Here is a 16,265-nt window from a genome sequence, read left to right on the forward strand (position 1 = left end):
CCTGTAGGAGCGAGGCTTGCCCGCGAAGGCTTCCTTAAGTACGCCAAAAACTTCGCGGGCAAGCCTCGCTCCTACAAGGGCTACGCCGCGAGTTGGCGGCGCAGCTCGGCCAGCACCGGCGCGGTGTCCGGGCGTACACCGCGCCACAGCAAGAAGGCTTCTGCCGCTTGTTCGGCGAGCATCCCCAAACCATCCATCGACACGGCAGCGCCATGCGCCGTAGCCCAACGGCAGAACGAGGTCGGTTCCTTGCCGTACATCATGTCGTAGCAAACGGTCTTGCCCGGCTCGATCAGACTGCCCGCAATCGGCGGTACATCGCCCGACAAACTGGCCGATGTCGCGTTGATGATCAGGTCCACCGATTCCCGCAACCAGTCGAAACCACTGGCCGACACCGGCCCCAGATCCGCAAACAACTCAGCCAGCAGCTCGGCTTTTTCCACCGTGCGGTTGGCGATGATCACCGAGGCGGGTTGCTCGGCCAGCAGTGGCTCCAGCGCTCCGCGCACTGCGCCGCCGGCGCCGAGCAGCAGGATGCGTTTGCCCTTGAGGCTGAAACCGGCGTTGACCGTCAGGTCCCGCACCAGCCCGGCACCATCGGTGTTGTCGCCCAGCAGCGTGCCATCGGCGAGCTTGCTCAGGGTGTTCACCGCGCCAGCCCGCTGCGCTCGCGCCGTCAAACTGTCGGCCAGACGGAACGCCTCTTCCTTGAACGGCACCGTCACGTTCGCCCCGCAACCTTCCAGGAAAAACTCCCGGGCAAAGTCGGAAAAATCGTCGAGCGGTGCCAGCGAAGTGCTGTAGTCCAGTTGCTGAGCAGTCTGTTCGGCGAACAGACGATGGATCAACGGCGACTTGCTGTGGCCAATCGGGTTACCGAATACGACGTAACGATCCATCAGAAATCCTCAGGCCTGGGCCAGCCAGTCGCGGTCTTGCAGGAAGTACTCGGTCAGGCGTGCTTCTTCGCTGCCGGGCTCGGCTTTCCAGTCATAGCTCCAGCGAACTTGCGGCGGCAACGACATGAGGATCGACTCGGTACGCCCACCCGATTGCAGGCCGAACAGCGTGCCACGGTCGTAAACCAGGTTGAACTCGACGTATCGGCCACGGCGGAATTCCTGGAATTCGCGCTGTTTTGTAGTGAACGCATCATTTTTGCGGCGCTGCACGATCGGCAGGTAGGCGTCGATGTAAGCGTCACCGATGGCACGCATGAAAGCGAAGCTGGTGTCGAAATCCCACTCGTTCAAATCATCGAAGAACAGGCCGCCGATGCCGCGCGGTTCGTGGCGATGCTTGATGTGGAAATAGCTGTCGCACCAGGCTTTGTAGCGCGAATAGACGTCCGGACCGAACGGCGCGCAGGCCTGCTCGGCGACTCGGTGCCAGTGCACGCAGTCATCGATGTTGCCGTAATAAGGGGTCAGGTCGAAGCCGCCGCCGAACCACCAGACCGGTTCTTCGCCTTCTTTTTCGGCGATGAAAAAGCGCACGTTGGCGTGGGAAGTCGGCACATGCGGGTTGTGCGGGTGAATCACCAGCGACACGCCCAGGGCTTCAAAGCCACGGCCGGCCAGTTCCGGTCGATGGGCGCTGGCGGACGGTGGGAGACCGCTGCCAAACACGTGGGAAAAGTTGACGCCGCCCTTTTCGATGACCGCGCCGTTCTCGATCACGCGGGTACGACCGCCACCGCCGGCAGGCCGGGTCCAGGCGTCTTCGACGAATTGCGTGCCGCCGTCTTCGGCTTCCAGGGCAGCGCAAATGCGGTCTTGCAGGTCGAGCAGGTAGGCTTTTACGGCCTCGGTGCGGGTCGTCATGTCTTCACCTTGAATCGGGCAAAACTACGCGGCGCTCCATGGGAGCGAGGGCCGGCGCAAATGGGCGCGTAGCATAACATTGCAGATGGACTCGCCACAGTTGACGGGGATCAAGCTTGGGAGTTCGATAGGGCGCTTGGCACTACACCTCTAGTAGCTGAAGACCTAAGGAGAGTTCTGATGGCAAAGCGTATCCAGTTCCGCGCCCATGGCGGCCCCGAAGTGCTCGAGTATGTGGATTACCAACCGGCCGAGCCCGGCCCGCAGCAAGTGCGCGTGACCAACGAGGCCATCGGCCTGAACTTCATCGACACCTATTTCCGCAGCGGCCTCTATGCGCCGCCGGCCTTGCCGTCGGGCGTGGGTTCGGAAGGTGCGGGCGTGGTCGAGGCGGTGGGCAGCGAAGTCACCCGCTTCAAGGTCGGTGATCGCGTGGCGTACGGCAGCGGCCCATTGGGCGCCTACAGCGAGGTTCACGTATTGCCGGAAGCCAATCTGGTGCACCTGCCGGACGCGATCAGCTTCGAACAAGCCGCCGGGGTAATGCTCAAGGGCCTCACCGTGCAGTACCTGTTGCGTCAGACCTATGAACTCAAGGGTGGCGAAACCATTCTGTTTCACGCCGCTGCCGGGGGTGTCGGTTCGCTGGCCTGCCAATGGGCCAAGGCGCTGGGCGTGAAGTTGATCGGCACGGTCAGCTCGCCGGAGAAAGCCGCGTTGGCAAAGGCCAACGGTGCGTGGGCGACCATCGACTACAGCCACGAGAACGTCGCACAACGCGTACTGGAATTGACCGACGGCAAAAAAGTCCCGGTGGTGTACGACGGTGTCGGCAAAGACACCTGGCTGACTTCGCTGGATAGCACAGCGCCTCGGGGCCTGGTGGTGAGTTTTGGCAACGCATCGGGCGCGGTGGACGGGGTAAACCTGGGGATTCTGTCGGCGAAGGGATCGCTGTACGTGACCCGGCCAACACTGGCGACTTATGCCAACAACGCTGAAAACCTGCAGCGGATGGCGGATGAGTTGTTTGAGATGATCATCAGCGGGAAGCTGAAGGTGGAGATCAGCCAGAAGTATTCACTGGCTGACGCGGCGAAGGCGCAGACCGAGTTGTCGGCACGGCGGACGACAGGTTCGACTGTTTTGTTGCCTTGAGGGCCTCTTCGCGGGCAAGCCTCGCTCCTACAGTTTGTATGCGATCCCTGTAGGAGCGAGGCTTGCCCGCGAAGAACGATGACGCGGTCTCAACCCGGGCGAATGACGTTCCCGGTCGCCAGATCGCGAATCACGCTCGGATTCTTGCGCCCACCGAGGTTGCCGCCAAGAATCAAATCAAGCTGCCCGCGGAAATACTGCTCCACGCGAATCCGCGTCCGCGCCGCCGGCCGGCCCTGCGGGTTGGCCGAGGTTGACACCAACGGCCCGACCAATGCGCACAAATCCCGCACCAACGGGTGATTGCTGACCCGCAACGCCACCGTTTCGTGCACGCCGGTAATCCACTGCGGCAACTGATTCCGATGCGGCACCAGCCAGGTATTCGGCCCCGGCCAAGTGCTGGCCATGCGGTCCATCCACAGCTCAGGGAAGTCTTCGAACAGGAAGTCGAACTGGCGGATGTTGTCGGCGACCAGAATCAGGCCCTTGTCCACCGACCGGCCCTTTAGCATCAGCAGACGCTCGACCGCTTCTTCATCCCACGGGTCGCAACCCAGGCCCCAGACCGCCTCGGTTGGATAGGCAATCACCGCCCCTGCGCGAATGGCTTGCGCGGCTTGTTGCACACGCCAACTGTTGACCATGAAAAACTCTCCGGAATAAGGCTCTGCGCAGTTTACCGATGTTCCTTATAAAACCTAGCTCACCCGCGCAAACCAGCGCCCGCTTTCGCAGACCGCCCGGCCGTCCATTTCCAGTTCCGTCAACGCCGCCAGCACTTTGGGCAACGCCCAGCCGCTGGAGACGGACAACGCTTCACTGGTGTGCGGCGCCGCGTGCAGCAGCATCAACAGCGGATGTGCCACCGACGGAACCTGCATAGCTAACGGCAACTGCTGCCAGCCGCGCAACGCTTCGAGGATATGTTCGATGGTTTCCACCAGCATCGCGCCGTCGCGAATCAGCTGATGACACCCCTTGGCGCCGGGATGATGGATCGATCCCGGAATCGCATACACCTCACGACCTTGTTCCGCCGCCAGCCTCGCGGTGATCAAGGAACCGCTGGCGACACTGGCCTCGACCACCAGCACACCGAGGGACAAACCACTGATGATTCGATTGCGTCGCGGGAAGTTGCTGGCCGTAGGCCCGGCGTCCAGCGGGAACTCGGAAAGCACCGCGCTGCCCGACGCAATCATGGCATCGGCAAGCCTGCGGTTGCGCTGTGGATAAAACTTTTCAAGTCCCGTGCCAAGTACGCCGACCGTTTGCCCGCCCACGTCCAGAGCGGCTTGATGCGCGGCGGCATCGATCCCCAGCGCCAGACCGCTGGTGATGACAAAACCGGCGCCAGCCAGACTGCGCGAAAACGCGGCGGCCGTGTCCATCCCCGGACGGGAAGCGCGACGACTGCCGACCATCGCCAATTGCGGTTTTTCCAGTATGCCCGGATCGCCCGCGACGAATAGCAGTGGCGGCGCGTCGCTGATTTCCGCCAGCAATGCCGGGTAGTCAGGCTGGTCCCACATCAGTAAATGCTGGCCGGGACGGTCTAGCCAGGCCAATGCGTGGCTGGCGCCGTCCCGGACATCATCGGCCCGGCGAGCCTCGGCGCAAGCAAACGGCAAGCCCAGCGAACGCCAGGCACTGGCCGGCGCGCTGATAGCTTTGGACGCCGAGCCGAAGGCTTCGAGCAGTTTCCTGAAACGCGCAGGACCGAGCTCCGGCAAACGATGCAGACGTAAACGGGCTTCCAGTTCCGCAGGGGAAACCGGTGTAACAGCAGGCAGCGACATGGATCATCCTTGATCGTTATGAGCCCCGTTCAAACGGGAATAAGCTGTGGATAACTCTGTTGGTAACTTGTGGAGCCTGCTTACGGATTTCGCACCTTGTCCATCACTGCCAAGGAGCGCGATGCGGTGAGCACCAATCCGTAACTGAGTTTGTCGTAGGTGCGGAACACCATCAGCAAACCGGCGCGTTCATCGGGAATTTTCAGAGGCTGGCCGGAGACCCGGTCACGCACGGTTTCGCCGGTTTTCATCACCACCAACACGTTGCCTTCGGCGAGACCGTCGCGTTGGCCCCGGTTCAGCGTCACGACATCCATCGCGCCGATCTGGGTAACCCCGCGCGGTACGTCAATGATCAGGCCGTTGATCGGGTTTTTTGGCGCACTGGGCATGAAGGTCGAGTTGATCGATCGTTCCTCGCCGCTGAACAAGCGATCGCCGAGGCGAACTTCCTGAGTGGTGCGTTGCAGTGCCAGCGTCGCGACATCACCCTCGGTAGCGACGATTTCACCACCGCCGATGTCGTCGGCATTGATCCCCAGGAACTCCTTGCTCTCGGGGTCGGTATAAACCTTGCCTTGGCGGAAGATGCCGTAGACCGGCTGGTTCGGATCGAAATGGCCGCGGGCGAAAATCCGGTCGCCGGTGCCGCTGAGCACCCGTTCGGCATCGCCGGCGACGATGTAAGGCGCCTTGTCGAAATCCTCGACCTTGTCGACGATGCGGTTGCTCAGCAGAAAACTGTTGATCGACTGCAACGGAATGCTCGGGATGGCGTCGGCCACCGGCGAACTGTGCACCCGTGGCGAGAGCTTGATGGTGCCCCGGGAAGCCCCGCGATTGAGGGTCAGGCGCGGCTGACCGTCAACGTAGACCAGCGACAGCAAATCGCCGGGGTAGATCAGATTGGGGTTCTGGATCTGCGGATTGGCCTGCCAGAGCTCGGGCCACTTCCACGGCTCACGGAGGAATTTCCCGGAGATGTCCCAGAGTGTGTCACCCGCCGCCACTGTGTATTGCTGTGGAAAACCTTCCTTGAGTTGCACTTGCCCATGCGCCAAACCGGCCGAGGCCAGAAGGAGCAAGGCGAGTAGTGATTTCCTCATGCGGTGAATCCCTTTATTATGTGCGTTCGCGTGAAACGCCAGAGCCCTCGTGGCTCGCTCCCGACTCTTTACCTAAAAGAAAAGGAGCTACGCTTCACAACGGTAGCCTGCATCTTCGGACCTGCCAGGCCATCGACCCGACTTTACCTCACACGTGCAGCAATCAAGCTTATGGCCATTTTAGACATCCTCGAATTCCCCGACTCGCGCCTGCGCACTATCGCCAAACCTGTGGCCGTAGTGGACGACGAAGTGCGTCAGTTGGTCGATGATATGTTTGAAACAATGTATGAAGCGCCAGGCATCGGCCTCGCCGCGACCCAGGTCAACGTGCACAAACGTATCGTCGTGATGGACCTCTCCGAAGACCGCACCGAACCGCGGGTGTTCATCAACCCTGAGTTCGAGCCCCTGACCGACGAGATGGAGCAATACCAGGAAGGCTGCCTCTCGGTGCCGGGTTTCTACGAAAACGTCGATCGCCCGCAGAAGGTCAAGGTCAAGGCCCTGGACCGCGACGGCCAGCCTTACGAACTGATCGCCGAAGGCCTGCTCGCCGTGTGCATCCAGCATGAATGCGACCACCTCAACGGCAAATTGTTCGTCGACTACCTGTCGAATCTCAAACGTGACCGAATCAAGAAAAAACTGGAAAAGCTCCATCGCCAGAACGCTTGATGCCCTCCTTTCAAAGGCTTGCTGCGGCAAGCCTTTTTCTTTTGCGACTGCTTTGTAAATGAGAGCTTCCCATGACTGAGCCACTGCGCATCGTCTTTGCCGGCACCCCGGAATTCGCCGCCGAACACCTCAAGGCCCTGCTCGACAGCCCTTACGAGATCGTCGCGGTCTACACCCAACCGGACCGTCCGGCGGGTCGCGGGCAAAAGCTGATGCCGAGCCCGGTCAAGCAGTTGGCACTGGAAAACAACATCCCGGTGCTGCAACCGCCAACCCTGCGCAACGAAGACGCTCAAGCCGAACTGGCCGCGCTGAAACCGGACTTGCTGGTGGTGGTCGCCTACGGCCTGATCCTGCCGCAAGTGGTACTGGATATTCCGCGCCTGGGTTGCATCAACAGCCACGCGTCGTTGCTGCCACGCTGGCGCGGTGCGGCGCCGATCCAGCGCGCCGTCGAAGCCGGCGACAGCGAAAGCGGCGTGACCGTGATGCGCATGGAACTGGGCCTCGACACCGGGCCGATGCTGCTCAAGGTCACTACGCCGATCAGCGCTGAAGACACCGGCGGCAGCCTCCACGACCGCCTGGCGGAACTCGGCCCGCCGGCAGTGATTCAAGCCATTGCCGGCCTCGCCGCCGGCACGCTGGAAGGCGAAGTGCAGGACGACAGCCTCGCCACCTACGCACACAAATTGAACAAGGACGAAGCGCGCATCGACTGGACCCGCCCGGCCATTGAGCTGGAACGTCTGGTCCGCGCCTTCAATCCATGGCCGATCACCCACAGCACGTTGAATGGTGAAGCGCTGAAAGTGCTGGCCGCGAGCCTCGCCGAAGGCAAGGGCGCACCAGGTGAAATCCTCAGCGCCAGCAAGGACGGCCTGATCGTCGCTTGCGGTGGGCAAGCGCTGTGCCTGACCCGTCTGCAATTGCCCGGCGGCAAGGCGCTGAACTTCAGCGATTTGTTCAACAGCCGTCGTGAGAAATTCGCCGTCGGCACCGTGCTCGGTCAAACGGCGGACGCTCAATGAATCCACGTCTGGCCGCCGCCAAGGCACTTGCTGCAGTTCTCAACGGAAAAGCCTCACTCAACAGTTCGCTGCCGACACAAATGGACAAGGTCGAAGACCGCGATCGCGGCTTCACCCAGGACCTGGCGTTCGGCACCGCGCGCTGGCAGCCACGTTTGTCGGCGCTCGCGGCCAAGTTGCTGCAGAAGCCGTTCAAGGCTGCCGACGCCGATGTCGAGGCGTTGCTGCTGGTCGGTCTCTATCAACTGCTTTACACCCGCGTCCCGGCTCACGCCGCCATCGGCGAAACCGTCGGTTGCGCCGACAAGCTGAAGAAGCCGTGGGCCAAAGCCTTGCTCAACGCCGTGTTGCGCCGCGCCCAACGTGAAAGCGAAGCGCTGCTGGCCGAGCTGGAACACGACCCGGTGGTGCGCACCGCCCACCCACGCTGGCTGCAAAAATCCCTGAAAGCGTTTTGGCCTGAGCAGTGGGAAGCCATTTGCGCGGCGAACAACGCGCATCCGCCGATGATTTTGCGGGTCAACCGTCGCCATCACAGCCGCGATGCCTATCTTGGCTTGCTGACCGACGCCGGCATTGCCGCCACACCGTGTGTTTACAGCCGGGACGGCATCATTCTCGACGCCGCCGCCGACGTACGCAGCCTGCCAGGCTTCGCCGAAGGCTGGATCAGCGTGCAGGACGAAGCGGCGCAACTGGCCGCCGACCTGCTCGACCTGGCGCCGGGCCAGCGAGTGCTCGACGCCTGCTGCGCACCGGGCGGCAAGACCTGCCACATCCTCGAAGCCGAACCTGCACTGGCGGGCGTCGTCGCCGTGGATCTGGAAGCCAAGCGTCTGGTGCGTGTGCGAGAAAACCTCGCACGCCTGGGCCTGAGCGCCGAACTGATCGCCGCCGACGGCCGCGACACGGCCACCTGGTGGGATGGCAAACCGTTCCAACGCATCCTGCTCGATGCGCCATGCTCGGCCACCGGCGTGATCCGTCGTCACCCGGACATCAAGCTGACTCGCCAACCGGATGACATCGCCGCGCTGGCAGTGCTGCAAGGCGAGTTGCTGGATGCCATGTGGATAACTCTGGAGGTGGGCGGGATTCTGCTTTACGCCACCTGTTCCACGTTGCCGACCGAGAACACCGAAGTCATCGAAGCCTTCCTCGCTCGCACGCCGGGCGCTCGTGAGCTGGACCTCGCCACCACGGCCGGTATCAAGCAGCCCCACGGTCGCCAGCTGCTGGCACAGGAAGGCGGCCACGACGGGTTCTATTACGCCAAGCTGATCAAGATCGCCGCCGCGCGCGGTTAACCGGTTTTAAGGGAGTGACTGGATGAAAATCATCATCCTCGGCGCAGGGCAGGTCGGCGGTTCGCTGGCGGAACACTTGGCCAGCGAGGCCAACGACATCACCGTGGTCGACACCGATGGCGAACGCCTGCGCGACCTCGGCGACCGGTTGGACATCCGTACCGTGCAAGGCCGCGGCTCGCTGCCGACGGTGCTGCGCCAGGCCGGCGCGGACGATGCCGACATGCTGGTGGCGGTGACCAACAGTGACGAAACCAACATGGTCGCCTGTCAGGTCGCCCACACCCTGTTCCACACCCCGACCAAGATCGCCCGCGTCCGTGAAGCCGCGTACCTCACGCGCTCCGAGCTGTTCGATAACGAAGCGATTCCGGTGGATGTGCTGATCAGCCCGGAACAAGTGGTCACCAACTACATCAAACGCCTGATCCAGCATCCGGGTGCGTTGCAGGTGATCGACTTCGCCGAAGGCAAAGCACAATTGGTCGCGGTGAAGGCGTACTACGGCGGACCGCTGGTGGGTCAGCAACTGCGTCAGTTGCGTGAACACATGCCGAATGTCGAAACCCGCGTAGCGGCGATTTTCCGCCGTGACCGGCCGATCCTGCCTCAGGGCGATACGGTGATCGAGGCGGACGACGAAGTATTTTTCATCGCCGCCAAGGCGAATATTCGCGCAGTAATGAGCGAAATGCGCCGCCTCGATGAGAGCTACAAGCGCATCGTCATCGCCGGGGGCGGGCAGATCGGTGAGCGTCTGGCCGAGGCCATCGAAAGTCGTTATCAGGTGAAGATCATCGAGATGAACCCGGCCCGCTGCCGCCATCTCTCAGACACCCTCGACAGCACCGTGGTCCTGCAAGGCAGTGCCTCCGACCGCGATTTGCTGATGGAAGAGAACATCGCCGACGCCGACATCTTCCTGGCGCTGACCAACGATGACGAAGCCAACATCATGTCGTCGCTGCTGGCCAAGCGCCTGGGCGCGAAGAAGGTGATGACGATCATCAACAACCCGGCTTACGTCGACTTGATCCAGGGTGGCGACATCGACATCGCCATCAGCCCGCAACTGGCGACCATCGGCACCTTGCTGGCCCACGTGCGGCGCGGCGACATCGTCAGCGTGCATTCATTGCGCCGTGGTGCGGCGGAGGCCATCGAGGCCATTGCCCATGGCGATGCGAAGTCGAGCAAGGTGATCGGCAAGGCCATCGAGAACATCGGTCTGCCGCCGGGCACCACGATTGGCGCGATCATTCGTGATGAAGAAGTGATCATTGCCCACGATGACACGGTGATCGCGGCGGGCGACCATGTGATTCTGTTCCTTGTGGATAAGAAGCATATTCGGGATGTGGAGAAGTTGTTCCATGTGGGCCTGAGTTTTTTCTGATCCGAAGGCCTCTTCGCGGGCAAGCCTCGCTCCTACAGGTAACATGCATATCCCTGTAGGAGCGAGGCTTGCCCGCGAAGGCGATTCCGAAGCTCCCCCAAAAACCGAGGTGCACCATGATCGAATCCCTGGAAAAAATGCTCGCCAAGGGTGTGGATAACTCATTGCTGCGCTTCGGCCTCGGCAAGGGGTATCTGGATCTTGGGGAAAACACCAAGGCTGCCGAGCATTTCCAGCGTTGCGTCGAATTCGACCCGAAGTATTCAGCGGCCTGGAAGCTGTTGGGCAAGGCTCATCTGGCGCTGGCGGACTATCCGGCCGCGCGTCAGGCGTGGGAGCAGGGTCTGGAAGCTGCTCGTGCTCACGGCGACAAGCAGGCGGAGAAGGAGATGACGGTGTTCCTGAAGAAGCTTGAGCGCCAGGCGCACTGATCAGAGGTAGCGCAGGCCAATGCCGTCAGCGTCTACCAGCACCACTTCCATGCGAACCCGCGGCGCGCCTGTGGGTAAATCCTGTACCTGACCATAGACCACCGCCCCCTTGGGCAACGCCGACAAGCCCGGATGCTTGACGTAGACGCCCGTGGTCGAGAGATTTCGGGTCTGGCCAAGGCATTCGCCGAAGCTTTCGTGACTGATCTTGATGCGAAACGATTTGCGGTGTTCGGACATCTTCTGCGCCCTTTTTATGAACAGTTGTGGATAACTTGTAGGAGCGAAGCTTGCTCGCGAAGAGGCCATTACATTCAACATTGAGGTTGGATGTGATATCGCCTTCGCGGGCAAGCCTCGCTCCTACAGGTTCAAGTTATCCACAGATCATGCCAATCAACTCAATACCAGCGCTCTTCACCCGGCGGCCGCTTCTTGAAGCGCTTCATGCTCCACATGTACTGGCTCGGATACGCCCGCACATAACGCTCGACCACCTTGCTCATGGCTGCGCAGGACGTCTCGGTATCAGTGCTGTACATGGCCTCTGGCGCCGCTTCGAGGATCACTTTGTAGCCCGAACCGTCCGGCAGCCGCAGGGCGTGCAGGAACACGCCAACCGCTTTGCCGCCTGCCAGCATGTTCGGTACAAACTTGCTGGTCAGTGCCTGAGTAGCGAAGAACGGCACGAAGATCCCGGCGGATTCGGCCGGTTCCGGGTCAGCGGGAATGCCCACTGCACCACCTTTGCGCACTTCCTTGATGACGCTGAGGATGCCTTCCTTGGTGGAGGCGGCGACCCTGTTACCCAGTTGCACTCGCTGCTTGCGCAACAATTCATCCACAGCCTTGAGCTTTGGCGGGCGATAGAAAATGATCGGTTTGCACTGGCTGCAATAGAAGTGGTTCAACACTTCCCAGTTGCCGAGGTGGCTGGTGATGCCGACCACACCTTTGCCGGAGGCGAGGGCGTCTTTCAAGACGTCGAGCCCTTCGACTTCGCGCACCAGATCGATGGAACGCTGTGCCGGCCAGATCCACGCGCAGGCACTTTCGGTCAGTGATTTTCCGATGTCTTTCAGGCTCTGGCCGACCAGGCGCTCGCGCTCGGCAGGGTCCATCTCCGGAAAACACTTGGCCAGATTGATCCGCACCACATCACGGGAACGGTTAGGGGTTTTCCACATTACCCAGCCAATGGCCGAGCCAACCACCTGCACTGCTCGCCAGGGAAGCAGGGCAAACAGCCGCAGAGCGCCTACCAGCAAGGCGCCTTTCAACTTATCCACAGGTCACTCCTGATCTTGTGCTGTGCGCGAGGCGGCTATTCTAACCGCCGATCGACAAGGTCGCGTAGCGATCGCAATCCTGGGTGTGGTCCATGACCATCCCCGAGGCCTGCATCAACGCGTAGCAAATGGTCGGGCCGACGAAGGTGAAGCCGGCTTTTTTCAGGCCTTTGCTCATTTCCACGGCGACTGGCGTGACCGCCGGGACTTCGGTGCGATCTTTGAAATGATTGATCACAGGCGTACCGCCAACGAAAGACCAGAGAAACTCGACCGGGTCTTCAAGCGCCAGCCAGGCCTGGGCATTGCGCCGGGCGGCGTTGAGTTTGAGGCGATTGCGGATGATCCCGGGATCGAGCATCAATTCATCGATTTCGGCGTCGCTCATTTGCGCCACGCGCTGTACATCGAAGCCGAACAGCACCTCGCGATATCGCTCGCGTTTACGCAACACGGTGATCCAGGAAAGGCCGGCCTGGAACCCTTCGAGCAAAAGCAACTCGAACAAACCCTGCGCATCGCGTAGCGGCGTGCCCCACTCCTGGTCGTGATAAGCCATGTACAGCGGATCTTCGGAACACCAAAAGCAGCGTGGCATAAGGCTCCAGGGGGCGTGCGCAGCAATGAATCGGGTATACTCCCGCTCTTTAAATCGCAGCCCAAGAAACAGGTGAATTTCGTGAGCCAGCCTACGCCAGCCGTGCGTACCTTCCAAGACTTGATCCTCGCCCTCCAGCAATACTGGGCCGAGCAAGGTTGCGTGGTACTTCAGCCCTACGATATGGAAGTAGGCGCCGGGACTTTCCACACAGCCACGTTTCTGCGCGCCATCGGCCCGGAAACCTGGAACGCCGCTTATGTGCAGCCCAGTCGTCGCCCGACTGACGGCCGCTACGGCGAAAACCCGAACCGTCTGCAGCACTACTATCAGTTCCAGGTGGTTCTGAAGCCGAACCCGGACAACTTCCAGGAACTGTACCTGGGCTCCCTCAAGCATGTCGGCCTGGACCCGTTGGTCCACGACATTCGCTTCGTCGAAGACAACTGGGAATCGCCGACCCTGGGCGCCTGGGGTCTGGGCTGGGAAGTCTGGCTCAACGGCATGGAAGTGACGCAGTTCACTTACTTCCAGCAGGCGGGCGGCATCGAGTGCTACCCGGTGACCGGTGAGATCACTTACGGCCTCGAGCGTCTGGCCATGTACCTGCAAGGCGTGGACTCGGTCTACGACCTGGTCTGGGCTGACGGTCCGTTCGGCAAAGTGACCTACGGCGACGTGTTCCACCAGAACGAAGTGGAGCAATCGACCTACAACTTCGAACACGCCAACGTCGAGAAGCTGTTCGAACTGTTCGACTTCTACGAAAGCGAAGCCAAGCGCCTGATCGAACTCGACCAGCCGCTGCCGTTGCCGAGCTACGAAATGGTGTTGAAGGCGTCCCACACCTTCAACCTGCTGGATGCGCGCCGGGCGATCTCGGTGACTGCGCGTCAGCAATACATCCTGCGTGTGCGCACCCTGGCGCGTTCCGTTGCGCAAGCCTACCTGCTGGCTCGCGCCAAGCTGGGCTTCCCGATGGCGACCCCGGACCTGCGTGATGAAGTACTGGCCAAGCTGGAGGCTGCACAATGAGTGCTCAAGATTTCCTGGTTGAACTGGGCACCGAAGAACTGCCACCCAAGGCCCTGAACACCTTGGCCGAAGCGTTCCTGGCCGGTATCGACAAAGGCCTGCAAGCCGCTGGCCTGAACTACGAGACCAAAACCGTCTACGCCGCGCCGCGTCGTCTGGCTGTGCTGATCACCGCGCTGGCTACCCAGCAACCGGATCGCAGCATCAACCTCGACGGCCCGCCACGTCAGGCGGCGTTCGATGCCGAAGGCAACCCGACTCAAGCTGCACTGGGTTTCGCCAAGAAGTGCGGCGTAGAGCTGAGCGAAATCGATCAGAGCGGTCCGAAACTGCGTTACAGCCAGAGCATCGCCGGCAAGCCGACCGCAAGCCTGCTGCCGACCATCGTCGAAGATTCCCTGAATGACCTGCCGATCCCGAAGCGCATGCGCTGGGGTGCGCGCAAGGAAGAATTCGTTCGTCCGACCCAATGGCTGGTCATGCTGCTCGGTGACCAGGTCATCGATTGCACGATCCTCGCCCAGAAGGCCGGCCGCGACTCCCGTGGTCACCGCTTCCATCACCCGCAAAGCGTACGCATCACCTCGCCGGCCAACTACCTGACCGACTTGCGTGCCGCTTACGTTCTGGCCGATGCCAACGAGCGTCGCGCGATTATCAGCAAGCGCACCGAAGAACTGGCGACGATGCAGGAAGGCACGGCGATCGTTCCGCCAGCCCTGCTCGACGAAGTGACCGCGCTGGTTGAATGGCCGGTGCCGCTGGTGTGCTCGTTCGAAGAGCGTTTCCTCGACGTGCCGCAAGAAGCGCTGATCACCACCATGCAGGACAACCAGAAGTATTTCTGCCTGCTGGATGCCGACGGCAAGTTGCTGCCACGTTTCATTACCGTGGCCAACATCGAAAGCAAAGACCCGCAGCAAATCATCGCCGGTAACGAGAAAGTGGTTCGCCCACGCCTGACCGACGCCGAGTTCTTCTTCAAGCAAGACAAGAAGCAGAAACTCGAAGACTTCAACCTGCGCCTGCAAAACGTGGTGTTCCAGGAAAAACTCGGCAGCGTCTACGACAAGGCCGAGCGCGTTTCCAAGCTTGCTGCGTTCATCGCGCAACGCATTGGCGGCAACGCCGCATGGGCTTCCCGTGCCGGCCTGCTGTCCAAGTGCGACCTGGCGACCGAGATGGTCGGTGAGTTCCCGGAAATGCAAGGCGTCGCCGGTTACTACTACGCCCTGAACGATGGCGAGCCGGAAGAAGTCGCGCTGGCGCTGAACGAGCAATACATGCCGCGCGGTGCCGGTGCTGAACTGCCGACCACCCTGACCGGTGCGGCCGTGGCCATCGCCGACAAACTCGACACGCTGGTCGGTATCTTCGGGATCGGCATGCTGCCAACCGGTAGCAAAGACCCGTATGCCCTGCGCCGTGCTGCACTGGGCGTATTGCGCATCCTGATCGACAAGAAGCTCGACCTCGACCTGAACGACGCCGTGGCCTTTGCCGTAAATGCGTTCGGCGCCAAGGTCAAGGCTGCTGGCCTGGCCGACTCGGTACTGGAATTCGTGTTCGACCGTCTGCGTGCCCGTTACGAAGATGAAGGCGTGGACGTGGCGACTTACCTGTCGGTTCGTGCCCTGAAGCCAGGTTCGGCGCTGGACTTCGATCAGCGCGTACAAGCGGTGGAAGCGTTCCGCAAATTGCCTGAAGCGGCGGCCCTCGCTGCAGTGAACAAGCGCGTTTCGAACTTGCTGAGCAAGGTCGAAGGTTCTGTTCCTACAGTCGTTGAAGCCAAGTACTTCGACAACGCCAACGAATTCTCCCTGTACTCGGCGATTCAACAGGCAGACCAAGCGGTTCAACCGATGGCAGCTGCGCGTCAGTACAGCGAGTCGCTGGCACGTCTGGCAGCCTTGCGCGAGCCTGTGGATGCTTTCTTCGAAGCCGTCATGGTCAACGCTGAAGATGCCAAGGTCCGTGCCAACCGCTATGCGCTGCTGGCGCGTCTGCGTGGCTTGTTCCTCGGCGTCGCCGATATTTCGTTGCTGGGGTAAGACTGTTTGAAACTGCTGATTCTCGATCGGGACGGGGTGATCAATTACGACTCCGACGCTTACATCAAGTCGGTGGAGGAGTGGAAACCGCTCCCCGGTTCGATCGAAGCCATCACGCAGTTGAGCAAGGCCGGCTGGACGGTAGCAGTCGCTACCAACCAGTCCGGCATCGCTCGCGGCTATTACGACGTCGCCACCCTGGACGCCATGCACGAGCGCTTGCGCTCGTTGGTGGCGGAGCAGGGCGGTGAAGTCGGGCTGATCGTCTATTGCCCGCACGGGCCGGACGAAGGCTGCGATTGCCGCAAGCCAAAACCCGGGATGCTGAAAACCATCGCCACGCATTACAACGTATCGCTGACTAATCTATGGTTCGTCGGCGACAGTCTTGGTGACCTGGAAGCCGCCAAAGCCGTCGATTCTCAGCCAGTTTTGGTAAAGACCGGGAAAGGCGAAAAGACTTTGGGCAAAACCCTACCGGTAGGCACTTTGATTTTTGACGATCTCGCGGCGATTGCCGCAGAACTTATCCACAATTAGAGCGTTTTCGAGATTCC

At 61.1% G+C, this 16,265-nt stretch carries 17 protein-coding genes; 9 read left to right on the forward strand and 8 right to left on the reverse strand.

Going from position 1 to position 16,265, the window contains the following annotated elements; genetic code table 11:
• Positions 1–80 precede the first annotated feature (80 nt).
• Together aroE and hemF are read right to left on the reverse strand one after the other, a co-directional pair.
• Positions 81–902, reverse strand: a complete 822-nt coding sequence (gene aroE / locus KGB27_RS05390; RefSeq protein ID WP_223553479.1) for a shikimate dehydrogenase — start codon at positions 900–902, stop codon at positions 81–83.
• A gap of 9 nt (positions 903–911) precedes the next feature.
• Positions 912–1,826, reverse strand: coding sequence for an oxygen-dependent coproporphyrinogen oxidase (hemF, locus tag KGB27_RS05395; protein WP_223553481.1), 915 nt, complete (start codon positions 1,824–1,826; stop codon positions 912–914).
• A gap of 180 nt (positions 1,827–2,006) precedes the next feature.
• Here hemF and KGB27_RS05400 point away from each other — a divergent pair, with 180 nt between their 5' ends.
• A complete protein-coding gene (locus KGB27_RS05400; RefSeq protein ID WP_223553483.1) occupies positions 2,007–2,984 on the forward strand; it encodes an NADPH:quinone reductase in 978 nt (325 codons plus the stop codon).
• 89 nt (positions 2,985–3,073) lie between these two features.
• Here the strand turns inward: KGB27_RS05400 and KGB27_RS05405 are convergent, their stop codons facing one another.
• From KGB27_RS05405 to KGB27_RS05415, 3 genes are all read right to left on the reverse strand, one after another.
• On the reverse strand, positions 3,074–3,631 hold the full coding sequence (locus KGB27_RS05405; RefSeq protein WP_192228136.1) for an L-threonylcarbamoyladenylate synthase: 558 nt from the start codon (positions 3,629–3,631) through the stop codon (positions 3,074–3,076).
• A 54-nt stretch (positions 3,632–3,685) separates the two neighbouring features.
• Positions 3,686–4,786, reverse strand: coding sequence for a DNA-processing protein DprA (dprA, locus tag KGB27_RS05410; protein ID WP_223553485.1), 1,101 nt, complete (start codon positions 4,784–4,786; stop codon positions 3,686–3,688).
• Positions 4,787–4,866: 80 nt separating this feature from the next.
• The gene (locus tag KGB27_RS05415) at positions 4,867–5,892 is read right to left on the reverse strand and encodes a LysM peptidoglycan-binding domain-containing protein (protein ID WP_223553487.1); all 1,026 of its coding nucleotides are present in this window, start codon (positions 5,890–5,892) and stop codon (positions 4,867–4,869) included.
• 171 nt (positions 5,893–6,063) lie between these two features.
• Here KGB27_RS05415 and def point away from each other — a divergent pair, with 171 nt between their 5' ends.
• From def to KGB27_RS05440, 5 genes are all read left to right on the forward strand, one after another.
• Positions 6,064–6,570: a peptide deformylase gene (gene def, locus KGB27_RS05420; RefSeq protein WP_008027583.1), complete on the forward strand. Its 507-nt coding sequence runs from the start codon at positions 6,064–6,066 to the stop codon at positions 6,568–6,570.
• A gap of 71 nt (positions 6,571–6,641) precedes the next feature.
• Positions 6,642–7,601, forward strand: coding sequence for a methionyl-tRNA formyltransferase (fmt, locus tag KGB27_RS05425; protein WP_223553489.1), 960 nt, complete (start codon positions 6,642–6,644; stop codon positions 7,599–7,601).
• Entirely contained in the window at positions 7,598–8,908 is a 1,311-nt protein-coding gene (gene rsmB / locus KGB27_RS05430; RefSeq protein WP_223553491.1) for a 16S rRNA (cytosine(967)-C(5))-methyltransferase RsmB, read from the forward strand. The genes fmt and rsmB overlap by 4 nt, the downstream gene beginning before the upstream one ends.
• 22 nt (positions 8,909–8,930) lie before the next feature.
• Positions 8,931–10,304, forward strand: a complete 1,374-nt coding sequence (gene trkA / locus KGB27_RS05435) for a Trk system potassium transporter TrkA (protein ID WP_008027578.1) — start codon at positions 8,931–8,933, stop codon at positions 10,302–10,304.
• A gap of 116 nt (positions 10,305–10,420) precedes the next feature.
• Positions 10,421–10,735 (forward strand): tetratricopeptide repeat protein, encoded by a 315-nt coding sequence (locus KGB27_RS05440; protein WP_223553493.1) that lies wholly within the window; start codon positions 10,421–10,423, stop codon positions 10,733–10,735.
• Here KGB27_RS05440 and KGB27_RS05445 read toward each other — a convergent pair whose 3' ends face one another.
• From KGB27_RS05445 to tag, 3 genes are all read right to left on the reverse strand, one after another.
• Positions 10,736–10,975, reverse strand: a complete 240-nt coding sequence (locus KGB27_RS05445) for a PilZ domain-containing protein (protein ID WP_008027574.1) — start codon at positions 10,973–10,975, stop codon at positions 10,736–10,738.
• 161 nt (positions 10,976–11,136) lie between these two features.
• Positions 11,137–12,024, reverse strand: a complete 888-nt coding sequence (locus KGB27_RS05450) for a lysophospholipid acyltransferase (protein WP_192228140.1) — start codon at positions 12,022–12,024, stop codon at positions 11,137–11,139.
• A 40-nt stretch (positions 12,025–12,064) separates the two neighbouring features.
• Positions 12,065–12,622, reverse strand: coding sequence for a DNA-3-methyladenine glycosylase I (gene tag / locus KGB27_RS05455; protein ID WP_223434177.1), 558 nt, complete (start codon positions 12,620–12,622; stop codon positions 12,065–12,067).
• A gap of 81 nt (positions 12,623–12,703) precedes the next feature.
• On the opposite strand from tag, the gene glyQ reads away from it, so the two are divergent.
• From glyQ to gmhB, 3 genes are read left to right on the forward strand one after another with little or no spacing between them, the layout of a single operon-like run.
• Complete coding sequence (gene glyQ, locus KGB27_RS05460) at positions 12,704–13,657, forward strand: glycine--tRNA ligase subunit alpha (protein ID WP_003213601.1); 954 nt, start codon at positions 12,704–12,706, stop codon at positions 13,655–13,657.
• On the forward strand, positions 13,654–15,708 hold the full coding sequence (gene glyS, locus KGB27_RS05465) for a glycine--tRNA ligase subunit beta (RefSeq protein WP_008027567.1): 2,055 nt from the start codon (positions 13,654–13,656) through the stop codon (positions 15,706–15,708). Before glyQ ends, glyS begins: the two co-directional genes overlap by 4 nt.
• A gap of 6 nt (positions 15,709–15,714) precedes the next feature.
• Positions 15,715–16,248, forward strand: a complete 534-nt coding sequence (gene gmhB, locus KGB27_RS05470) for a D-glycero-beta-D-manno-heptose 1,7-bisphosphate 7-phosphatase (RefSeq protein WP_223553496.1) — start codon at positions 15,715–15,717, stop codon at positions 16,246–16,248.
• The last annotated feature ends 17 nt before the right edge of the window (positions 16,249–16,265 follow it).

Origin of the sequence: Pseudomonas sp. BF-R-01, from assembly GCF_019946615.1 — a bacterium.
Taxonomy (GTDB): domain Bacteria; phylum Pseudomonadota; class Gammaproteobacteria; order Pseudomonadales; family Pseudomonadaceae; genus Aquipseudomonas; species Aquipseudomonas migulae.